The sequence below is a fragment of the Mucilaginibacter sp. genome, assembly GCF_028288225.1.
Lineage (GTDB): Bacteria > Bacteroidota > Bacteroidia > Sphingobacteriales > Sphingobacteriaceae > Mucilaginibacter.
This window is the reverse complement of record NZ_JAQBOC010000017.1, coordinates 141,566-164,804: the sequence shown is the minus strand read 5'-3', so window position 1 is coordinate 164,804 and position 23,239 is coordinate 141,566. Positions and strand designations below refer to the sequence as shown.

The window sequence follows — 23,239 nt, the reverse complement described above, 5'->3', positions numbered from 1 at the left end:
ACTGTCATTAGCTACTGTTTAGGTTGGTGTAATAATTGGTTAGGTTCTGTTTTACGGAGGTAAATTTATGTATTGTATTGTAAATATCTGATTATAAATATGTTATAAATAAAATAATACGGATTAATCGCATGCTGAATTGTCATAAAACGCTGTTTTTTAAACATCAGGCCATAATAATAAAAGAGATTTTTTTTTAACGATACGCTTAATTCACAGTATTATTTGGTTAATTAATAGGAAATAGTGTTTGATTGCAACCCTGCTGGAGGTAAGATCTTTTATTTATATTTATAGGAGATGTATCAAACCGGTTCCAATGTGCCTGATTCGTAAACAGGTGCACTGCATGTAATATTAATAAATACGTTAATTGATTCATATTTAAAACAATGTGCAAAATGTTACAACAAAAAGATGCAATTTGCGTAGAAGGAATATTAATAATATATAAGAAATATTACCATTCAAAAACTTATATTAAGGGCTTTAATCCTGAAATAATTTAAATCAAATAGCTTGAACGAATCTGTAATAAAAAGAGGACTGAAGTATTATTTTACCATCTTTTTGCTGGCGATATCCTCATTTTTATTTGCTCAAAACAGGCAATTGCATTTTGAACATCTTGGAACAGCTAACGGCTTGTCGGAGCTTAATGCTAACTGCATATTACAGGATAGCCGCGGGTTTATCTGGATTGCTACTAACGATGGGTTAAACAGGTACGATGGTTACAAATTTAAGATATTCAGGAATGATGTTAAGGATACAACAAGTATCGGCAATAATTACATACAGGATATAAAAGAAGACAAAGACGGGAATATATGGATTGCTACAGTAGGAGGCGGTTTAAATAAATTTGACAGGAAAACCAACCGTTTTGAGCATTATATTCATAATGAAAAAAACAGCAAAAGTATTTCAAGTAATTTTTTAAGCAGAATTGTTATTGAAAGATCAGGAAAAATATGGGTTGCCACCCAACAAAACGGCTTAAATTTATTTGATCCGAAAACAGGTAGCTGCCTGCATTATTTTAACGATAAAAACAATCCTAAAAGCATTAGCGAAAATCAGATAACAACCGTTTATAACGACAGTCAAAATAACATATGGGTTGGCACAGTTAATAGAGGCCTTAGTTTATTTGACCGTAAAAACAATGACTTCATTAATTTTAAGCATCTTGAAAACGATAAAGGATCCATTTCAGGTAATAAAGTAACTGCTATTTTTGAAGATAGCAAGCACGAGTTATGGATAGGTACGCAGGAGGCCGGATTAAATCTTTACAATAAAAGCACGGGTATTTTTAAACATTTTTTCAATGATCCGCATAACAGTAATTCGGTGGTGCATAACAGCATCCAGAGCATTGCTGAAGATGATTATCATGATTTATGGATAGGAACAGAAAATGGAGGCCTCAGCATCTATAATTCCTCATGGAACCAGTTTTTTGGTTATTCTCACGATGAAGTGGATAACAGCAGCCTGAGTGGTAACTCTGTTGACGCTATATTGAAGGATAGGGATGGTAATATGTGGATTTGCACTTTTGGTGGTGGTATTAATTTGTATAAAAAAAATAAAGGCCAATTTATGCATTACAAGCATAATTCCCTGCCCAACAGCCTTTCGAATGATTTTGTGCTCAGCTTTTTTGAAGACAATAATTATAACGTCTGGATAGGCACTGATGGTGGGGGGCTGAATCTGTTTGACTTGAAATCCGGGAATTTTAAGGCATATAAGCACGTGGATTCCGACAAAAATAGTATCGCCGGCAATAATATACTCGAGATTAAACAAGATGACCAGGAGAATTTATGGATTGGGACATGGGGCAATGGTGTTAGTGTGATGAACCCGAAAACTAAATCTTTCAGGTCTTTTAAACATAACCCATCTGATGGCTCCAGCCTGAGCGGAGATAATGTATATGCCATTGCTCAAACTCCCGATAAAAAGATATGGCTTGGAACATTTGGCGACGGGCTTGACCAGTACCAGCAAGCCACCAATACTTTTATGCATCATCGCTATAACCCGGCTGATCCAAAAAGCCTGGGTAGTGACAGAATCAATACACTATTGAGTGATAGTAAAGGAAACTTATGGGTCGGAACTGACGGTGCAGGCTTAGACCTTTATAATCCTGCAACCAATACTTTTACGCATTTCAAACACCATGCTAATAGTAATAGTTTAAGTGATAATAACGTACTGGATCTTTATGAAGATCGTAAAGGCAATATATGGATTTGTACATTAGCAGGGCTTAATTTATTTGATTCGCTTACCCATCATTTTACCGTTTTTAAAACTAAAGACGGATTGCCTAACGATTATATTGAAGCCATTTTAGAAGACAATAATGGTAAATTTTGGATAAGCACAAATAATGGGTTATCAATATATGATCCTAAAACAAATAAATTTAAAAACTTTACAACGGAAGACGGCCTGCAGGCTGATGAGTTTAAGCAGCATGCTGCAATTAAAAGCCGTACTGGTGCTTTATATATTGGCGGTGTAAATGGTTTTAATTCATTTTTTCCGGATGAAATATCCCGGTCATCTTATAAACCGCCTTTGGTTTTAACAAATTTTGAACTATTCAATAAAACAGTACAGGTTGCAAAGAACAGCAATGATCACTCCCCGTTAAAGCAGGATATCTCCGAAACAAGGTCTATAACACTGTCGTATGATCAATCGGTTATATCTCTTGAATATGCTTCGTTAGATTATTTACCACCCGCTAAAAAACGTTACGCGTATATAATGGAAGAGTTTGACAAGGGATGGAATTATGTGAAAGACAAAAATACAGCCGTTTATACCAATATCCCACCGGGCAATTATATTTTTAAGGTTAAAAGCCAGAATAGCGCCGGTATATGGTCTACTAATGTTTTAAGCCTGAAGGTTACCATAGTTCCTCCGTATTGGTTAACCTGGTGGTTCAGATCGCTCATGGTTTTCCTTTTCGCGGGCTGTATTTATGGCATATACCGTTATCGGGTTAACAGCATCATTAAACAAAAGCTGATATTAGAGCGTGAGGTAAAAGAGCGTACAGAAGAGGTAATGCGTCAATCAGACGAATTGCAGTCTATAAATGGAGAACTGCAAGCTCAATCGGAAGAATTGCGGGCTGTAAATGAAGAATTACTTGTGCAATCAGATGAATTACAAGCAGTAAATGAAGAATTGCAGGCCCAGTCGGAAGAATTAGAGGAACAAAGGAACCAGGAACACCAGGCACGCCAGGAAGCAGATAAAGCAAACCAGGCTAAAAGCATTTTTTTGGCTACCATGAGCCATGAAATACGAACACCAATGAATGGAGTAATTGGTATGGCTTCTTTGCTTTCTGAAACTGAGTTGAGTGACGAGCAGCACGAATACACAGAAACTATTATAAACTGCGGTGACAGCCTTATGAGTGTGATCAATGATATATTGGATTTCTCAAAAATCGAATCCGGGAAAATGGATATTGAAGAAGAAGATTTTGACCTGCGAAGTAGTATTGAAGAAGTAATGGACATTTTCTCGCAAAAAGCAGCCCAGCAACATATCGATTTAATTTACCAGATTGACTTTACCCTTCCCCGTTATGTGGTTGGAGATAGCCTGCGTCTTAAGCAGATAATTATTAATCTCATAAATAACGCTATAAAGTTTACTGCGAAAGGTGAGGTGTTTATTAAAGTTTTTTTAGCACAAGATGTTTCAAATGGTGAATTGGAGATTGGTTTTAGTGTAAAGGATACAGGAATTGGCATCCCAGCTGATAAACTTTCAAGCTTATTCAAAGCATTTTCACAAGTAGACTCGTCTACAACCCGTAAATATGGAGGAACTGGTTTAGGGCTGATCATCAGTGAACGGTTGGTTAAACTAATGAACGGAAACCTTTGGGTAGAGAGCCGTGTTGGTGAAGGCTCTACTTTTAATTTTACCATCAAAGCCAAAACTAGTAATAAATCACCTGCAGCAAACCAGTTATTACCGGATATTGCAAACCTTAAGGGTAAAAGAGTATTGTTGGTTGACGATAATAAAACAAATCTTATTATTTTAAAAACTCAGTTGGAGCATTGGAAACTAGTTCCGGTAACTTGTTCATCCGCACCAAAGGCTTTAGAAATTTTATCAGCTGATAAAAATTTTAGCCTGGTAATTTCTGATATGGAAATGCCCGGAATGGATGGTGCTGATTTAGCCCGGGCTATTAAAAACCTATCAAACACTGTTCCGATAATTCTTTTAAGTTCAATAGGCGATGCCAGCAGGAAAAGGTACCCGGATTTGTTTTCAGCAATATTGATCAAACCAGTTAAACAGAATCAACTTTTAAAGAGTGTATGTTCTGTGCTTGGAGACAGGATAGAAATAGCAAAGGCAGAAGAAAAGCAAAACAATATTCTCGATCCCGGTTTCTTCATGTTGTATCCGATGGATATTTTGGTAGCAGAAGATAATCCCATTAATCAAAAATTGATTGAACGGATATTAATGAAGTTAGGGTATCCTGTTGATATTGCACAAAATGGATATGAGGTTTTGCAGAAATTGACCAAAAAACCATATGATATAATATTGATGGATATACAAATGCCTGAAATGGATGGGCTGGAGGCCACCAGGAATATCCGCAAGCTCAACATTCAGCAACCATTTATTGTGGCGATGACAGCAAATGCCCTTTCAGAAGACCGGGACATTTGCATAAACAATGGGATGGACAGCTATATCTCTAAACCCATGAAGCTGGATGTTTTAGTTTCCATACTAAAAGAAGCGTATATCTCTAAAAAGCGGTCAGTTATGCTTTAGAACCAAAAAACAGCTTCTATTACATTTAATGAAACTCATAGTTCACAGATCTATTAATACCTATCAGAACTTTTAAATGCAGAATTAAAAGTTGGGATGAAAGCTGAAATCATACTGCCTTCCTAAGGCCCAGCCCTGAAAGTGCAAAAAAGATTATTGCGTCTTATGTATTAAAAACGATTAGAGGAGAACAGATAATATCAGCTTAAAACCACACCATTTTTTAATGCCTGTTCATACTTTTCTTTATCGAAAACATAAAGGTGCGGCGAGCGATGTGGCCCTATGTTCCGCTTTTCATCCAGCTTTTTCAGAAGCCCAAGTGCCATCAGCTTTTTTGGGAAATTACTTACATCCAGCTTTTTACCTAAAAGTGTTTCGTAAAGCACATGGATCTCGGTAAGGGTGAATTTTTCGGGCAGCATATTATAACCTATAGGGTAATGGTATAGCTGCACCCGCATGGTATGCAATGCTTCTTTAACCATTTCATCATGATCAAATTCCAGCTTAGGCAGTTCATTTATATCGAACCATGCGCAGTCTATGGTCATTATGTCTGTCTGCAAAACGGTTTTTGAAAAATCTGTTATCGCATAAAAGCCTATTGATATGGTTTGATCTATCAGCCAGCTGTCTTTTGTGATCCTTATGCCGGTTGCTTCAAACCATAGTTCTTCATCAAACTCTGCGATCCGGGCACGATCCGGGTCGCCAAATGTTTTAAATTGCTGTAAAAATAAATTATCAATGCCGGTTCGTTCCTTAACATTCCGGTTAGCTGCTTCTACCAGCTTTTCGGTACGCTTAATATAACCGCCGGGCAGGCACCAGTTGTTTATGGCTTTATGCTTAATAAGCAGCAGCTTTAATTGCTGCTCGTGGTATCCGAAAATGGCGCAATCCAGGGATACATGGGGAATATAATGGAGATGCCCGTTATGTACAAAATCTTCAAACTCTGCCGGCGTTTTCATGCCATAAAAGTAGCATTCCTCAGCTTAATTTTAAGGGGAATAATTATTTAGTTAAAATTACTAAATAATAAAATATTCTTTTTACCTTCATTTTGTAAAATTCACTAAATAGAATTACCAATTAAACCGTTACGATGAAAATTAACCGAAGACACTTTGTAAAACAAACCGTGATGGGCGCGGCTGGTTTAGGTTTAGCTGCAGCTTTACCTGGATCTTTGTTTGCTGATACCAGCAAAGAGCTGTTTTTTAAAATAGCTATTTCCCAGTTTTCTTTTGCCAGCCAGTTTTGGACTCAAAAACTTAACCCGCTTGATTTTGCAGCTAAGGCTAAAGAACTGGGCATCCCAGGTCTGGATTATTGTTCAATGTTCTTTGCTGATAAGGCAAAAGATCAGCAGTTTTTAAATGATCTTAAAAAACGCGCAGCAGATGCAGGTAGCTATAACCTGCGAATTATGGTAGATGGCGAAGGTGTATTGGGCGATTTAAACGAAACCGAACGCTTAAAAGCCGTAGAGAATCATTATAAATGGATAGATGCCGCCTCAACTTTGGGATGCCCAATGATAAGGGTTAATGTAGAAGGCGAGGGAGCGCCTGTAGATGTTGCCAAAGCAGCGGTGGACAGCCTGGGTAAGTTAATAGAATATGGCAGTAAACAACAGGTTGATGTTATTGTAGAGAATCATGTGGGGATCTCCTGTAATGCTGCCTGGCTTGCCGGTGTAATGAAACAGGTGAACAGCAAACACTGCGGCACATTGGCTGATTTTGGCAACTTTTGTGTAAACCGTACCAAACCCGAAACCAATGATATTGCTGGTTATATGAAAACCAAATGCCTGGAAGAATATGATAAATATAAAGGCATAACCGAGCTGATGCCTTTTGCAAAGGGTGTTCATGCCAAATCGCATTTTTTTACTACAACAGGTGATGACGCAGAAACAGACTTTTATAAAATGTTTAAGATTATAAAAGATTCGGGCTTTAATGGCTGGGTTAGCATTGAATATGAAGGCGGGTTGTTGAAAATGTATAGCCAGGATGCCAAATATTTGGATGACTACGCGGGAGTTACTGCAACAAAAAATCTTGTTGAAAAAGCCGGTAGAATGGCCTGATCTTACCTAAATCATCAATAAAATGCAGATAAAAAAACTATCAACCGTATATGATGTGGTCATTATCGGTTCGGGTGCCGGTGGAGGTATGTCTGGCTATGTGCTGGCAAACGCCGGAATAAAGGTATTAATGCTGGAAGCCGGTCCCTTCTTTGATCCGGCAAAAGATTCGCAACAACTAAAATGGCCCTATGAGTCACCGCGAAGAGGTGGCAACGCCACTCGCCCAATGGGCGATTTTGATGCTTCCTATGGTGGCTGGCAAATAGAAGGGGAGCCATATACACAAAAGGACGGATCAGAATTTCAATGGTTTCGTGCCAAAATGCTTGGCGGGCGCACCAATCACTGGGGGCGTATTTCCCTGCGGATGGGGCCAAAAGATTTTAAGTGTAAAACCAACTATGGTGTTGGTGATGATTGGCCAATTACCTACGACGAAATCAAGCCTTATTACGATAAGGTCGACCGGCTTATTGGGGTTTATGGATCAATGGAAGGCATGGAAAATGATCCCGATGGCATTTTTCTGCCTGCACCAAAACCACGGCTTGGCGAATTGTTTGTAAAAAAAGCAGCAACCGGTTTGGGGATTAAAGTAATTGCAGGCCGTGGATCGGTACTTACTGCACCTTTGCTGGGCAATAAGGATAGGGGCGCTTGCTTTTTTTGTGGACAATGCAACCGGAGTTGTAAAATCTATGGTGATTTCTCGGCATCATCATGCCTGGTGATCCCGGCTATGAAAACCGGGAATCTTACGGTGTTAACAAATTCGGTTGTTCGTGAAATAATCACAAATAATGAGGGGGTAGCTACCGGGGTATCGTATATTAACAAGGGTGACATGCAGGAGTACCAGGTAAATGCCAAAACTGTAATACTGGCGGCAAGTACCTGCGAGTCGGCGAGGATCCTGCTTAATTCAAAATCGGCACAGCATCCTAACGGATTGGCTAACAGCAGCAATGTAGTTGGTAAATACCTGCACGATTCAACCCAGGGGGCGGGGGTAGCCATTTTACCGCAGCTATTGGACAGGGAAAGGTTTAATGAAGATGGTGTGGGAAGTCTGCATCTGTATGCGCCCTGGTGGCTGGATAACAAAAAGCTGGATTTTCCGCGAGGATATCATCTCGAAATATTTGGTGGTATGATGATGCCGGGCTATGGCGGCTATTTTGGTTTTGAAGGGACAACCGTACCCTATTTAAACGGCTATTTGCCGGGCGCTGACGGAAAAATGAAACCCGGAGGTGGCTATGGTGCCGCGCTTAAAAACGATTATCGCCGCTTTTATGGCACAATGGCGGGCTTTGGTTGCCACGGTACTGCTACTGCAAGGGAAGATAATTATTGCGAGATAGATCCGACCGTAGTTGATAAATACGGCATCCCTGTTTTGCGGTTTAGGTATAAATGGAATACGGATGAGATAAACCAGGCAAAGCATATGCAGCAAACAGCGCAGGCCATCATTAAGGAGATGGGTGGCATCCCGCTGATCCAGCCGGCCGGCCCGGAAACAAACTATAGGCTTGACAAACCAGGAAAGGGGATCCACGAAGTGGGTACTGTACGCATGGGCGATGATTCTAAAAGATCAGCCTTAAATAAATGGGGACAAACACACGATTGTAAAAACCTGTTTGTAACAGATGGTTCTGTTTTTACTCAGCAATCTGAAAAAAATCCAACGTGGACAATCCTCGCTCTTGCAATGCGGACGGCGGAATATATTATTGACCAACGCAAAAAACAGAATGTTTAATTCAATTCGTAATAATCATGAACAGAAGAGATAGTTTAAAAGCAATAGGCATAGGTACACTTTCGGCAGGTACACTTTTAGCCGCCTGCAAAACACCGGGTGAAAGTAAAGGTGATATACAGATAGATAAAGCCGGGCGACAGGATTTTGAAGTGACCAGGGATGAAACAATACTAAAGGGAACATTTTTTAATTCGCATGAATTGGCAACAATTACCATTTTGGCAGATATTATTATACCAAAGGATGGCAAAAGCGGCAGCGCATCTGACGCAAAGGTTACCGACTTTATTGAGTTTCTAGTAAAGGATGAACCCGAACACCAGTTACCAATGCGCGGCGGACTGCGCTGGCTTGACGTGCAATGCCTGAACAGGTATAACGATGCTTTTATAGATTGTACCGCAAAACAGCAAACCAATTTGCTTGATGAGATTGCATATCCCATGATGGCAAAACCTGCAATGCAGCAGGGAGTTGTCTTCTTTAATAAAATGCGTGAGCTTACGGCTATTGGTTTTTTTACAAGCAAAATGGGAATCCAGGACCTCGGTTACCAGGGTAACGCACCGGGTAAATGGGAAGGCGTGCCTCAGCACGTATTAAAAAAATATGGGCTGGAAAATGTGTAAGTACAGCGATCCGGTAACTTTTTAAAAGTCGCCAGATCTTTAATTACTTAATAATTGTTCAGATATTTACCCCTTCACAGGTGTAATAAATTCTATTGGGCAAGCTACGCAGAAACGAGGATAATATTTCAGGAGATCATGCTGTTGTATTTGAAGGGATCACTATTGAGACCCTAACAGAAACTATCATTGCGCAGCATAGTATCGCAGGTATCTATACCGATCAGGTTGACAGCCGCCATATATTTCCTGTTGATCTGGATGTTAACCGCGGCGCATTTTCTAATAAATATTTAAAGTCCGCTTTTCCTAATGTAACCGTAATACAAAAAACAGGCCAGTTAAACTTAACATGTGAGTGTAAAGCAGAAGGTGAAGGGTTATGTGAGCACCAGGCTGCTATATTAACTGCGATTGTTAAACGGGATGAATTTCGTGTTTTTTTTGATGGAAAACTCCGGCAGGAAAAGCTTAGGAGGTTTGCTGCCGACTATGGGCTTGAGCAGGAACCAGATCTGGACAGTTTTTTTAAAATTGAATATCTAAATAGTCAGCTTATTATAACGCCTCATTTATCTGCGCTGATCCCTGTAACAAAGGAAAGCGTAAGCTTACTAAAAACTGTAATTGTTGCCGACTCCGAGCCTGTAAACAAAGAGGAAACTACTGTTTGTATAGTATTAAAACAACATAAGTATTATAAATACCTGTTTATTGAGTTATATAGAGCCGAAATGAGCAAAGAAGGGAAGGTCAAAAATCCCCTTACCGCTCTTGCCCCGCTTGATTTTATCTGGGAAACGGAAGACCCTCAGCAACTCAAATTCTTTACCGGGGTTCACAAATTTCAGAACCATCTTAATAAAGTTGCGACCGGAGCTGATATCACAGCCTTAAAGGCTGTGATTAAAAATCCAATGGGTTACGATTTTTATTACCATGACAGTGAGGTATCTGAAAATATAACTGCCGGTTCAATTGTTCCTGTTAAAGTGGGTTTGCTTGGTGAGGAGGTAAAATTGGCCGTTGGACCTAAGGAACAGTTTTTCGAATTATCAGGCACCCTTGGAATTGATGATAAAGTCTACGATGTAAAAGACCTGAAATTAAAGTTTACTTACTTTGTAGATAACAACAATGGACTGTACCTGGTAAACAACTTGCAGCAGCTTAATGTGATTGGCTTGTTAACCAAAAAACAGAATAACCTGTTGGTGCATACTTCAAAATTTGATGAATTTCAAAAGCAACTGTTATCAAAACTGGAAGACAAGGTTGATGTTGATTACAAACATATTCCAACGGCTACGCCGGTTCAACTGAAACAGCGGGGCTTTGATAACGAAACGGAAAAAATAATCTATCTGTCAGATTTTGGCGCCCATGTGATGATCATCCCGGTGATGCGTTATGGAGAGGTTGAGATCTCGGTGCGAACAAAGAAGCAGATTTACTCAGTTGATAAGAAGGGAAAACAGTTTTTGGTGAAGCGTAATGATGCGGGTGAAATTGATTTTACCGCTTTGCTTGTTAAACAGCACCCTTATTTTGATGAACAGCTTGATAATGATTTACACTACTTCTATCTGCATAAAAAACGCTTTTTAGATGAAGACTGGTTTTTAAAGGTATTTGATGAATGGTATCAGCAAAAAATTACCGTATTGGGCTTTAATGAGCTGGAAGGGAATAAGCTAAATCCGCATAAAATTAAAATAAGCATAAAGGTTTTAAGTGGGTATAATTGGTTCAACGCTATTGTAAACGCGCAATTCGGAAAAAAGCGCGCAGCGCTGAAACAGATCTACAGGGCGGTAAAAAACAAAACAAAATACATACAACTTGATGATGGGACAACGGGGATTCTGCCGGTTGAATGGATCGAGAAATTTAACGATTACTTTAACTCCGGTGAAGTTACAGGCGATGCGACCCTACAGATCTCCAAAAGTAATTTTATGGCCATTGAGCAGCTGTTTGATGCAGCCATGCTTGATGAAAAAGTAAAAGAGGAGATCAGCGTTTACCATAGAAAGCTGGATAATTTTGATTCAATCAAACCTGTTAATGTTCCTGATGGATTTATTGGCAACCTGCGCCATTACCAGCAGCAGGGACTTAGCTGGCTTAATTTTTTGGATGATTTTAATTTTGGCGGCTGCCTGGCCGATGATATGGGTTTAGGGAAAACGGTTCAGGTTATTGCTTTCATCCTTTCGCAAAGAGTAAAAGTTAAACATAATACCAACCTTGTTGTGGTGCCAACTTCATTGATCTATAACTGGCAGCAAGAGATTGAGAAATTTGCACCGACTATAAGGGTGCACACCATTTACGGTGCAGACCGGATCAGAAATATAGCTGACTTTGACAAATATGAGGTTGTGCTTACATCGTACGGTACTTTACTTGCAGATATTATTTTTTTGAAAGATTACGTATTTAATTACGTTTTCCTTGATGAGTCACAACAGATCAAGAACCCGGAATCTCAAAGATATAAGGCTTCGTGCTTGTTAAAATCGCGGAACAAAATTGTGCTTACCGGCACCCCGGTTGAAAACAATACATTTGACCTTTACGGACAGCTCTCTTTTGCTTGTCCGGGCTTACTTGGCAACAAATTATATTTCAAACAGATCTATTCATCACCTATTGATCTGTTTAAAAGCAGCAAAAGGGCTACGGAGCTGCAAAATAAAATTAGGCCGTTTATCTTAAGGAGAATAAAGCAGCAGGTAGCTTCTGATCTGCCTGAAAAAACAGAAATGGTGCTGTATTGTGAAATGAAGGCAGAGCAACGCACTATTTATGATGCTTACGAAAGGGAGTTCAGGGATTATATATCAGCAACAACTGATGATCTTTTGAAGAAAACGCCAATGAATGTATTGAAAGGCATAACCAGGCTCCGCCAGATCTGCGATTCGCCATTGCTGATAAAAGGGGAGAAGATGCCCGGAAATGCCTCATCAAAAATTGATATGCTGATTGAGGAAATTGAAGGGAAAATGCCGCATCACAAAATCCTTGTATTTTCCCAGTTTGTTTCCATGCTTGATCTTATAAAAAAAGAATTAAGTGGCAGACAAATAGCTTTTACCTATCTAACTGGTCAAACCCGCAACAGGCAGACTGTTATAGAAGAGTTTCAAAATAACCCAGAGGTGCGTGTTTTCCTGATCAGCTTAAAAGCAGGAGGCATCGGCCTTAATTTAACCGAAGCGGATTACGTATATCTTATTGACCCCTGGTGGAACCCCGCTGTGGAAAACCAGGCTATTGACCGCTGTCACCGGATAGGGCAGGATAAAAATATTGTTGCCGTAAGGCTCATTTGCCCCGGAACAGTTGAAGAAAAGATCCAACTGATGCAGGAATCAAAACGGGACTTAGCAAATGACCTGGTTAAAACAGATACTTCTTTCTTAAATTCTCTTTCAAAAACCGACTTGTTGAATTTATTGAATTAAAATTGAAGCCCGGAGACAGGTGTTTTTCATTTTCAATAAACAGAACACTTTGTATTTATATCTGTTGAATTGTATTTTCACAAAGGGAATAGGATCAATTAATTTTTTAATTAAAAAGTCATTTATATTAGTAATTGTCTTTACTTTATTATTTACATAATGAAATAATAATATGAATTTAATATTAACAGTTCGGCAAATTTACATTGAAGTAAAATGCAGATTCTGGATAGGAATATAATTAAGTTAAAAGTTTAAAAAACCCTACTGGCTCGAATAAAATTTTTGTGTTTCCTTAAAAATATATACTTTAGCCCCGAATGCTATTTCCAAAAAATAGCAAATATCTATGTAAACGTCACGTATGAAAAAAAACCTTTCCTTGAATATATTTTTATTTCTGGCATGTATTGTAACCTTAACCTCCTGTATCGATCAAAAGAAATATATCTATTTTCAGAAGAACCTTAATCAATCCGATACTATAAATGTCGCAAAGGCTTACATTCCTAAAATACAACCCGGAGATATTCTCTTCATCCCCATTAGTTCACTGAACCCGGCCGCGAGCAGCTTTTTTAATCCATTTTCGAGCGGCGGCGGCGGATCAGACAACAGTGCCGCGGCTATTACCGGCGCATTGCCCGGAGGCGGTGCTTCAGCAGCGTCAAGTTCAAGCGCATATTTGGTTGATTCTGCAGGTATGATCGAATTTCCCATAATTGGAGGGGTTAAAGTAGGGGGGCTTAATACATCTGATGCCAGGGATACAATTAAGAAGAGGCTAAAATTTTACTTAAAAGAACCTACTGTCAATATTCGTTTTTTGAATTACAAAATATCGGTAATGGGTGAAGTGGCGCGCCCTTCGGTTTATGTTATCCCAAATGAAAGGGTTTCTTTGCCCGAAGCTATAAGTATGGCTGGTGACCTAACTCCCTTTGCCAAGCACGAAAACCTATTAGTGATAAGGGACAATAATGGCACAAAAGAATTTGGTAGAGTGAACCTAAACAGCAGGGATATATTTACTTCTCCTTACTACTACCTTCATTCGGGTGATATTGTATATATTGAACAAACAAAAACTAAAGCTGCTCAAAACGATCCTACCATACGTCTTTTACCTGTAATGCTGAGTGCTCTTGCAGCCCTGCTCTTGATTGTTTACAGGATTAAATAATTTATAAATAAGAATCAATAGAAAATATTTGATAAATGGATGCAAATAATGGTTATAACGCCGTAGCTGATGAAGCGGATGAAATAAATTTAAGGGAAATTGTATTTAAGTATTTGCATCATTGGAAGTGGTTTGTTTTATCCTTAATTATTTTTCTTGTATTGGGTTATATATATATAAAGACTACAACCCCATTATACCAAATAGAAACAGACCTATTAATAAAACAGGATAAAAATAACCCAAGTGCCGGAAGTGATGACATACTAAAAAGTTTGGATCTCTTTTCATCCGATAAAGTAATTGACAATGAAATACAGATTCTGAAGTCTTACACTTTGATGGAAGAAGTAGTTAAAACTTTAGGACTACAGGTTTCATATTTTCAAAACGGTCATGCCCGAAAAGTGCCGCTTTATGAAAAACTTCCTTTTCAGGCTGAACTTTTAAAAGCAACTACCAAAAGTTATTCTGGTAGTTTAAAAATAAAAGTACTGAACAGCAGGGAAGCCGAACTTGATGGAAAAAAAATCCTGTTTAATCACCCCATTAAAACAGAACTTGGCCTGGTACTTATTACTTCAAAACAGATTGATCCTAAATTTATAAATGCTGAAATTGAGGTTTCTTTTAACAACTTATCTAACTATTATCAGGACTACAGTAAAAATTTATCCATTACCCCCGTAAGTAAAGAGGGAACAGTACTTATTATTACTTACCAGGATGCAATACCTAAAAGAGGCGAGGATATTCTTAACAAGTTAGTGGATTCCTATAATAATGCCGCTGTTAAGGATAAAAATAAAGTTACTTCAAGTACCATAGCATTTATTGGAGAACGTTTAAGAAAATTGGCGGAAGAACTGGGTACCGCCGAAAAAGATGTAGAAACATACAAATCAAGTAATAGAATAACGGACATCAGCGCGCAATCTCAGGTGTTTATGCAAAGTGTGCAACAAAATGATGCAGAATTAAGTAAAGTAAATATTCAGCTGAGCATTTTAAATAATATTAAAAGCTATATACATGGCGTTAAAACCGATCAGGGTAAGTTACCCTCAATGCTGGGAATAGACGACCCTACATTACTGAGTTTGGTAAGTCAATTGTCTGAAACACAACTAAAGAAAGAAAGCTTATTGCAAACCATTCCTGAAACAAACCCTATTGTTAATTCTATTAATGATCAGATCAGCGCACTTAAACTTGCCATTAATCAATCAATTCAAAACCTTCAGTCGGGATTATCAGTTACAAAACAGCAATTAGAAAATAAAAATAATAAATTTCAATCCATTATAGAGCAAGTTCCATCAAAAGAGCGAGGCTTGATTGATGTAATGCGCCAGCAGGATATAAAAAACACGCTTTTTACTTTTTTGTTACAAAAACGGGAAGAGCAGGAGATGTCATTGGCGTCAAATTTAGCTGATAGCCGTACCATTGACGAGGCCCGAAGCACTCCATTACCTGTAAAACCTGTTAAGCCGGTAATTATGCTTGTGTTTTTTATGTTAGGTTTACTGGTGCCATTTTGTGTAATTTATTTAAGGGAAGTTTTAAATACTAAGATAACTAAAAGATCGGATATTGATAAATTAACCAAAGTGCCTATCCTTGCAGAAATTGCTCACTCCGATGAGTCTATTCCCCTTATTGTTGTAGAAAAGCCCCGTTCCATGATTTCTGAACAGATCAGGGCATTGCGCACAAACCTGCAGTTCATTAGTTCAGAGCAGGAGCATAAAGTATTATTGTTTACGTCCGGCACGAGCGGCGAAGGAAAATCATTCGTATCTCTAAATCTTGGCGCCAGTTTAGCAATGTCAGGAAAAAAAGTGGTTATACTTGAGCTGGATCTTCGCAAGCCAAAACTTCACATGGCCCTTCAAATAGAGAATGACAAAGGGTTATCTAATTACTTAATAACACATTATAGCTACTCAGAGGTAATAAAGAAAATTCCGCAACAACCAAATTATTACATAATTACCAGCGGGCCTATCCCTCCTAATCCTGCAGAGTTATTAACTAATGGGCGAATAGAATCTCTTATTAAAGATTTACAAAGAGATTTTGATTTTGTAATTATAGATGCTCCGCCAGTTGGGCTGGTTACTGATGCGCAAATTTTAGGTCAATATGCCAATGCAACTATATTTATTGTAAGGCATAATTATACCTTCAAAAGTCAGATCCTGTTAATTGATGAGCTGCACAAGAATAAAAAATTCAAGAATCTGAATATTGTATTTAATTCTATAGATTATTCTTCGGGCAGTTATGGTTACGGTTATGGCTACGGCTACGGTTATGGCTACGGTTATGGCGGCGGATACTATCAGGAAGATAAGCCAAACAAGCGCTCCTTATTTAGTAAGAAAAAGTAACCTATAGTTGTAAATATAATCTAAACAGTTATAAATAAATCATATATTATTAATAGCAAATGTCATTAACTACGTCGCCCTTCAATAACAATAATCCTGAACAAATTAAAATTGGTGTTATAGGATTAGGCTATGTTGGTTTACCGCTTGCCGCTGAGTTTGCCAAAAAATATGATGTTTTAGGATTTGATATTAATAAAGAGAGGGTTCTGGAATTGCGCAATGGTAATGATAGTACGAAAGAAGCCAATATAGAAGAACTTCAATACGTCATTAACCTTAAAAAAGAAAAAGGAAATATTGGATTAGATTTTTCTTTTGATAAAGAAGATTTGAATGATTGTAATATTTTCATTGTTACAGTACCTACACCAATTAACCAGTTTAAAGCGCCGGACCTTACACCATTAATAAAAGCATCGGAAATGATAGGCTCTGTGTTAAAAAAGGGCGGTCTGGTAATTTATGAATCTACTGTTTATCCGGGATGTACTGAAGAGGATTGTGTGCCCGTTCTTGAAAAGGTTTCTGGTTTAAAGTTTAATGAAGACTTTTTTGCAGGTTACTCACCTGAACGTATAAATCCTGGTGATAAAATAAATACTTTAACCAAGATTAAAAAAGTAACCAGTGGATCAACACCTGAAATTGCTGAAAAGGTAGATGCCTTATACAGATCTATTATAACTGCCGGCACTCATAAGGCGCCAAGCCTTAAAATAGCAGAAGCATCAAAAGCAATTGAAAATGCACAACGTGACGTAAACATATCCTTTGTAAATGAGCTTGCCCTGATTTTTGACCGCATGGGTATTGATACAAATGATGTATTAGAAGCCGCAGGTACGAAATGGAATTTCTTAAAATATAAACCGGGCTTAGTTGGCGGGCACTGTATAGGTGTTGATCCATATTATTTGGCGCACAAAGCTGAATCTTTAGGATATCATCCGCAGGTTATTTTATCGGGACGCAGGGTGAATGATAATATGGGAATGTTTGTTGCCAACAAGGTAATTAAGCTGATGATTCAAAAGGGGCACAAAATAACTGCTTGCAAAGCATTAATACTTGGCATAGCATTTAAGGAAAACTGCCCGGATATACGTAATACTAAGGTTGTTGATATCCATAAGGAATTATCACAATTTGGATTACATGTAGATATTTATGACCCATGGGCTAATGCTTCTGATGTTAAGAAAGAATACGATATAGATTTAATAGATGAAGTTGGAACCGGATATGACGCAATAATTTTGGCAGTAGCTCATCAGGAGTTTTCTGAGCTGGATTATAAAAAATTGAGTAATACAGCTAATGCTGTAATATTTGATACCAAATGCTTTATAGATCGTGAATTAGTGGATAGCAGGTTATAGTGATATTAAATTCTCAATTTAATAACTATGTTTAACAAAATAAAAAACAGTATCTTTTTATATAGATTCAAAGGTTTTATTGGAATTAACAGTAAAGTTGAAAGAGGAATTTTTAATAATAGCTCAAATATTAAAATTGGTGATAATTGTTATATAGGTCCTTTTTCCTATTGGGATGCTTTGGGTGGAATTGACATAGGAAATAATGTTATAATTGGTCCTAAATCAATTATATGGACGTATAATCATAATTTTCAATCGGATAAACTTTTACCTTACGACGAGGTAGAACTCCTTAAAAAAGTAAAAATTAATGATAACGTCTGGATTGGCATAGATGTTAAAATTATTCCGGGAATAACCATAGGTGAGGGGGCAATAATTGCAATGGGTAGTGTTGTTGTTAATGATATTCCAGCGCTTGCAATTGTAGGCGGTAACCCGGCCAGGGTTTTAAAATATAGAGATCAGAAAACATATGAAAAAATAATCAACAGCGATAATTTTAGCTATATACAAGCAAAATCAGAAGGACTTACTAAAAAACATATTCAGTTATAACTAATATTATATATATAGTGTTTAAAAGTTCCTCCATTTATTTATTAACTTCTATCATCAACAGGGCTATCCCATTTTTACTGTTACCCTTTTTAACAAAATATCTTAATCCGGCCGAGTATGGTATTGTTACCGTAATAACCATCATTATATCTTTTTCTTACCCTTTGATGAATATGAGCGGGAACTTGTTGATCGCGAAAAATTATTTCAAAAATGAATCTGGTATTAAAGCGATTAACTCTAATCATTTTATTATTGTACTGGGAAGCTTTATTGTTTTACTTATTATTTATACATTATTAGATAAGGTTTTTAAAGTGCAATTTGATGTTCCTTATTATTGGATATTTTTTGTTTTACTTGTAGGTATATTCAATTCATTGAATTTGAATTATATAACTATTCTGCGGTGTTCAAACCGCGTGTTCAAGTATGGTCAATATGAGATCTTTAAAAGTGTAATTAATGTTGGTTTATCATTATTATTCGTTATTGCCTTTAAAATGTCATGGCAGGGTAGGGCATGGGGAATGCTTATATCTTTAATTGTGTATGGCTCACTTTCATTTTATATGCAAAGGAAAGAAGGCATTATTGATTTTAGTTATGATAAAGAGGTGTTTAAATCCAACTGGAAGTTTGCTTTACCGCTAATCCCACTAACATTATCAAATATGGTAATGAATTTTTCTGACCGGTTTTTTATTAAAGAAATGGTTGGGATTAAGGCATTGGGTATTTATTCAGTAGGTTATACTTTGGGCATGTCAATATTGGTTTATACAGAGTCTTTTAGCAAAGCATGGCAACCATGGTTTTTTGAAAAAGCAAAAGAATTTGACAAGAATTCCCGGGTTGTTTATAGATCTGTTTTCTATTACTTTATATCATTATGTGTACTACCCTTAATTATTCTGGCTGCATGTAAATATGTAATTTATCCATATTTAATAAACAAACAATTTGCATACTCTTTAAATTATGTTTTGGGTGTTGCCTTCGCATATTCTTTGCAAGGGATATTTATTGTGCTTTATTCAGTATTAGTTTGGTTAGATAAGCCTAAAGTAATTGGTACAACATCACTTGTTACACTGATTGTCAATTTAATTTTGAATGGTTGGTTAGTTAGCAGATTTGCTGCCATGGGAGCTGTTTACGCAACTATTGCCACCTATTTTATTATGGTGGCAATATTGCTGTTTTATTGCATTAAATATTTTAAGTTAAGATCACCGGTATGAGATATTCAATATACAAAATATTAATATTCGTTATTATCGGAGAGCTTATTATAAGCGCTTCCTTATCACTTGAACTTGCGGTTATTTATAGCACTTTTTTATTAATGTCTATAATTTTCAAAAGGCTAAATTCACGATTATCGTTAATAGCCGACAGAACATTTGATATAATGTTGTTGTCGATTATATTTTCGTACTTTTTAAGACCCCTTATTTTATATTATCACCCTGAATTTTATTATTACAGTAAAACAACCAGTGCTCTGTCAAAAGATGTTTTAATTAATGAAATGTTTATAATATTAATAAATACTTTTTTCCTTTACTTAGGATTTACCATTTCAAATTCATTAATGAATTTGAGACGAAAAAACGGTATTTTAAAGGATAAAATAACCATAAATTGGAACTTAAATAAAGATAAATTTTTGATTAACAATTTTAAGGCAATAGCTATTTTGTTAAGTACATTAGTTTTTATAAGGGTCTTTCTCAATGTGTTTTTGGAAGTGGGTGTAAAGGGAAGGGCCATCAACTCATCGTGGGCATTTTTATCACGCTTTGCACCCGAGGATCTAATAATCTCCATAATAATTGTTTATTTTATTTTTTATAAAACATATTTAACCCGTGGACAAAAAGTGGTATTGTGGCTTAATTTATTTTTTATTACTGTAGCCTTATTGGCAACCGGTAGTAAAGCCAGCGCTTTACTAATTGGAGTTTCGGTACTAACCTATTATTTAATTGTTGAACGCAAATTTAAAGCCATAAGGGTGGCTGCTATCAGTTTAGTTTTATTAATACTTATACCCTTTAGTTTCAATTTAGGTGATCAAATAAAGTACTCTATTTACAGTGGCGATAAAAGCATAGTAAACATTTTTTCAAAATCATTAGATAATTTTCTTACCAAAAGTCCTGTTCAATCCTATAACCAGGTTACTTCCAGATTTATAGGTGTTGATGGAAGTATTGCAAAATCAAAGTTGGGTAATTCTCAACAGCTGTATGTTATTTTTGGAATTGAAGAAACCTTATACAGATCATTGGATATGGTTTTGCCTTTCGGTTCATTTAAAAATACGGTGAACTCAGGAAAAGCTGTGAGCTTATACATTCAAAACATGCCTGATGATGTGCAAAATGCTGGAGCTATAGGAGGTTATGCAAGTTTAGATTTGATGTTTGGCAACATTCCATTTGTTGGCATTTTTCTTTTTGGACTGGCACAAGGCTTAATTATAAAGCTGATATCAAGAATAAAGAACTTGTCGTTTTTATATCTAATATTTTTTAGCTATACATTTTTCGTTATAAACGCTATAATGTCAGGTAATTACGATTTTATAATTGCTATATTTTTGATAAAGATTATTTTGTTTTTTGTTTATTACAAGTTTATCAAGGGGTTAAAAAGCATAAAATATGCCTAATATAACAATAACGTTAGTTGGTTGGAATTGCAGGAAAAATTTAGGCGATGATGTTATGACGGATGTTATAATTGATAATCTAAGTAAAAAATATCCTGAAGCGCTATTTAAAATTATTGGAGATCAAAATAGTTTGCCTGCTTTCCAATCAACTTTAAATAACAAGGCTATAAAAGTAAAAGCAATTAAAAACTTTGATCGTTATAATTCTATTCCTGTTATAAGAACTTTTTTCAATAGGATTTATATTGTTTTACTTATCGCCTTAAAATCTGATATCATTATCATTGGTGGCGGTACTATTTATCATAGTACTTCATTAACTGGATTTTACCAACAAATAGCCCACCTTAAAAATATTTTTAATTCTAAATGTAAGATATATTCTATTGGCGTTTCTATCGGCCCTTTTAAAAATGATGAAGAGTTAACAGCTTTTAAAAAGTTCGTCCCCAGCGTAGATTTTTTTTCAGTCAGAGATAACCGGTCAATGACTGTATTAAGCAAAAATGAGAATGCAGTGCTGGCTCCAGACCTGGCATTAGGATACCCTCTTACAAAAGAGTTTAACGAAAATAAACAAAACTCAATAGCAATAATTTTAAGACAAGGGCACATTGATGAGAAGACAAATAAATTTTTAACAGATTTTATTTTAGGCTTTAACAAACAGTTCCCTGCATACACCATTAAATTTCATAGTTTTTGCGAATATTATCTTTCTTCGGAAAATGATACGCTGGCTATCGAAGGCTTAATCCGGTCAAATAATTTTGAAAGCTTACCTGTAGAAATTGTTAAGTATAACAATAATCCTCATGAATTCTGTGAACTATTGAGTCGATCAAAATTAATTATTTCTGTACGTTTGCATGGGGCAATATTGGGATACGCTTTAAAGGTTCCGTTCTTTATGATCTCATATCATAGCAAATGTGTAGATTTTTTCAACGAGCTAAATTTGGATAAAAAGTTTATGATTGATGTAAACCAATCTGCTGAAATATATGTTGATGAAGCTGGTAAGATTTTAAATAATTCGTCTATTGTTGAATTTAAGGATGATTATAGTTTTCTGAGTTTAAACCATTTTAAAGTTAATGGCTAAAATATTAATTGTAATTGAAAAAGATTGTGATCCCCCTTCTGACGGAGTTTCAATTGCAGTAAATTCCATTTCATCATTATTAACAGATCACGATGTCTCATATTTTATATACGGATCATCAGAATTTAAGGTTAGTAAAAACTCAACGCCACAAAAAATAACACTGCCAAACCTACCTCAGTTTGATATTGTATTATCCAGCCCCATCAATTCAACGCTATACTTTTTAAAAAATAAAAAGGCGTTTAAATATCATAAATGTATAGCACTTTTAAGCGATTGTTACACCTATGCCGTTTGGAAACAAATAATTTTGGCGTATAGGTTCAATTTTTTTACTGTTAAATACGTAACGAGGACTTTTTTACGCATGATAATTGCGTATTTTAAAGAATTAAGGATCGCATACTCTGTTGACTTGTTATTATTTCAAACAAAGACGGATACATCTATTTTCAAAAAAATATTCCCTTTTTCAAAAGTTGAAAACGTCCCTAACGTCCCGCAGTTTAATAACCATGCGGAGAATTTAAACCTTTACCGGGATATAAACTCTATAGCCTTTGTAGCTTCATTTGCAGGCAGCTATTTGTATATCGCCAATTGGTTTTTTAAAAAAATATGGCCACAGGTATTATTATATAATAAAAATGCAAGGATATATTTATTAGGGAAAGGCTCTAAAGAATATTTTAATCAAGTAATTAAAAACAATTACGAGTTAAAAACGTCTGTATTTCTGGAGAACTATTATCCTGATATATCTGTTTTCTTTAAAAAAATGCACATGTCAGTTTCCCCAATTTTTAAAGGGTATGGATTAATTAATAAAACCGTTGAGGCAATGCAAAACGGATGTATAACTGTTGGGGATAAAACCGCATTTAACGGATTGGGCGCAATTGTTTCAGGAACACATTGTTTCATGGCTGAAAATGCTGATGAGTTTATAAACGCCATTAACTTAAATTTTAATAATGATCATATGGATGTCAGGGCAGCAGCATCCGGGGCTGTGTTTAATGCGTTAAATAAAAAAAAATATATTGATAAAGTCAATGTGATCGTTAATCGCTTGTTATAACTTAAATT

Annotated in this window: 14 protein-coding genes; 13 read left to right on the top strand and 1 reads right to left on the bottom strand. The window is 36.4% G+C overall.

Annotated elements, in window-relative coordinates:
• Positions 1 to 519 precede the first annotated feature (519 nt).
• Complete coding sequence (locus tag JWQ54_RS05110; RefSeq protein ID WP_299581191.1) at positions 520 to 4,854, top strand: two-component regulator propeller domain-containing protein; 4,335 nt, start codon at positions 520 to 522, stop codon at positions 4,852 to 4,854.
• Positions 4,855 to 5,054: 200 nt separating this feature from the next.
• On the opposite strand, the gene JWQ54_RS05105 is transcribed toward JWQ54_RS05110, so the two are convergent.
• Positions 5,055 to 5,831: an NUDIX domain-containing protein gene (locus tag JWQ54_RS05105; RefSeq protein ID WP_299581188.1), complete on the bottom strand. Its 777-nt coding sequence runs from the start codon at positions 5,829 to 5,831 to the stop codon at positions 5,055 to 5,057.
• A gap of 134 nt (positions 5,832 to 5,965) precedes the next feature.
• On the opposite strand from JWQ54_RS05105, the gene JWQ54_RS05100 reads away from it, so the two are divergent.
• The 12 genes from JWQ54_RS05100 to JWQ54_RS05045 all read left to right on the top strand — a co-directional run bounded on the left by JWQ54_RS05100 (position 5,966) and on the right by JWQ54_RS05045 (position 23,231).
• Entirely contained in the window at positions 5,966 to 6,958 is a 993-nt protein-coding gene (locus JWQ54_RS05100) for a sugar phosphate isomerase/epimerase (protein ID WP_299581185.1), read from the top strand.
• Positions 6,959 to 6,980: 22 nt separating this feature from the next.
• Positions 6,981 to 8,729, top strand: a complete 1,749-nt coding sequence (locus JWQ54_RS05095) for a GMC family oxidoreductase (RefSeq protein ID WP_299581182.1) — start codon at positions 6,981 to 6,983, stop codon at positions 8,727 to 8,729.
• 17 nt (positions 8,730 to 8,746) lie between these two features.
• Positions 8,747 to 9,361 (top strand): gluconate 2-dehydrogenase subunit 3 family protein, encoded by a 615-nt coding sequence (locus JWQ54_RS05090; protein WP_299581180.1) that lies wholly within the window; start codon positions 8,747 to 8,749, stop codon positions 9,359 to 9,361.
• A 95-nt stretch (positions 9,362 to 9,456) separates the two neighbouring features.
• On the top strand, positions 9,457 to 12,834 hold the full coding sequence (locus tag JWQ54_RS05085; RefSeq protein ID WP_299581178.1) for a DEAD/DEAH box helicase: 3,378 nt from the start codon (positions 9,457 to 9,459) through the stop codon (positions 12,832 to 12,834).
• Between the two features lie 364 nt (positions 12,835 to 13,198).
• Positions 13,199 to 14,017 (top strand): polysaccharide biosynthesis/export family protein, encoded by an 819-nt coding sequence (locus JWQ54_RS05080; RefSeq protein WP_299581176.1) that lies wholly within the window; start codon positions 13,199 to 13,201, stop codon positions 14,015 to 14,017.
• 35 nt (positions 14,018 to 14,052) lie between these two features.
• Complete coding sequence (locus JWQ54_RS05075) at positions 14,053 to 16,413, top strand: tyrosine-protein kinase family protein (protein WP_299581173.1); 2,361 nt, start codon at positions 14,053 to 14,055, stop codon at positions 16,411 to 16,413.
• Between the two features lie 59 nt (positions 16,414 to 16,472).
• Positions 16,473 to 17,795, top strand: a complete 1,323-nt coding sequence (locus JWQ54_RS05070) for a nucleotide sugar dehydrogenase (protein WP_299581171.1) — start codon at positions 16,473 to 16,475, stop codon at positions 17,793 to 17,795.
• Positions 17,796 to 17,822: 27 nt separating this feature from the next.
• On the top strand, positions 17,823 to 18,356 hold the full coding sequence (locus JWQ54_RS05065) for a DapH/DapD/GlmU-related protein (protein ID WP_299581169.1): 534 nt from the start codon (positions 17,823 to 17,825) through the stop codon (positions 18,354 to 18,356).
• Positions 18,357 to 18,373: 17 nt separating this feature from the next.
• A complete protein-coding gene (locus JWQ54_RS05060) occupies positions 18,374 to 19,603 on the top strand; it encodes an oligosaccharide flippase family protein (protein WP_299581167.1) in 1,230 nt (409 codons plus the stop codon).
• Between the two features lie 353 nt (positions 19,604 to 19,956).
• The gene (locus JWQ54_RS05055; RefSeq protein ID WP_299581164.1) at positions 19,957 to 21,039 is read left to right on the top strand and encodes a hypothetical protein; all 1,083 of its coding nucleotides are present in this window, start codon (positions 19,957 to 19,959) and stop codon (positions 21,037 to 21,039) included.
• Positions 21,032 to 22,147 (top strand): polysaccharide pyruvyl transferase family protein, encoded by a 1,116-nt coding sequence (locus tag JWQ54_RS05050; protein ID WP_299581161.1) that lies wholly within the window; start codon positions 21,032 to 21,034, stop codon positions 22,145 to 22,147. The genes JWQ54_RS05055 and JWQ54_RS05050 overlap by 8 nt, the downstream gene beginning before the upstream one ends.
• Positions 22,140 to 23,231: a glycosyltransferase family 4 protein gene (locus tag JWQ54_RS05045; protein ID WP_299581158.1), complete on the top strand. Its 1,092-nt coding sequence runs from the start codon at positions 22,140 to 22,142 to the stop codon at positions 23,229 to 23,231. Before JWQ54_RS05050 ends, JWQ54_RS05045 begins: the two co-directional genes overlap by 8 nt.
• Positions 23,232 to 23,239: the final 8 nt, after the last annotated feature.

Bases quoted from the DNA above. Each gene is read 5' to 3' on its own strand.
- JWQ54_RS05105 (WP_299581188.1), bottom strand. From the start codon at position 5,831: ATGAAAACGCCGGCAGAGTTTGAAGATTTTGTACATAACGGGCATCTC.
- JWQ54_RS05100 (WP_299581185.1), top strand. From the start codon at position 5,966: ATGAAAATTAACCGAAGACACTTTGTAAAACAAACCGTGATGGGCGCG.
- JWQ54_RS05095 (WP_299581182.1), top strand. From the start codon at position 6,981: ATGCAGATAAAAAAACTATCAACCGTATATGATGTGGTCATTATCGGT.
- JWQ54_RS05090 (WP_299581180.1), top strand. From the start codon at position 8,747: ATGAACAGAAGAGATAGTTTAAAAGCAATAGGCATAGGTACACTTTCG.
- JWQ54_RS05080 (WP_299581176.1), top strand. From the start codon at position 13,199: ATGAAAAAAAACCTTTCCTTGAATATATTTTTATTTCTGGCATGTATT.
- JWQ54_RS05075 (WP_299581173.1), top strand. From the start codon at position 14,053: ATGGATGCAAATAATGGTTATAACGCCGTAGCTGATGAAGCGGATGAA.
- JWQ54_RS05070 (WP_299581171.1), top strand. From the start codon at position 16,473: ATGTCATTAACTACGTCGCCCTTCAATAACAATAATCCTGAACAAATT.
- JWQ54_RS05065 (WP_299581169.1), top strand. From the start codon at position 17,823: ATGTTTAACAAAATAAAAAACAGTATCTTTTTATATAGATTCAAAGGT.
- JWQ54_RS05055 (WP_299581164.1), top strand. From the start codon at position 19,957: ATGAATTTGAGACGAAAAAACGGTATTTTAAAGGATAAAATAACCATA.
- JWQ54_RS05050 (WP_299581161.1), top strand. From the start codon at position 21,032: ATGCCTAATATAACAATAACGTTAGTTGGTTGGAATTGCAGGAAAAAT.
- JWQ54_RS05045 (WP_299581158.1), top strand. From the start codon at position 22,140: ATGGCTAAAATATTAATTGTAATTGAAAAAGATTGTGATCCCCCTTCT.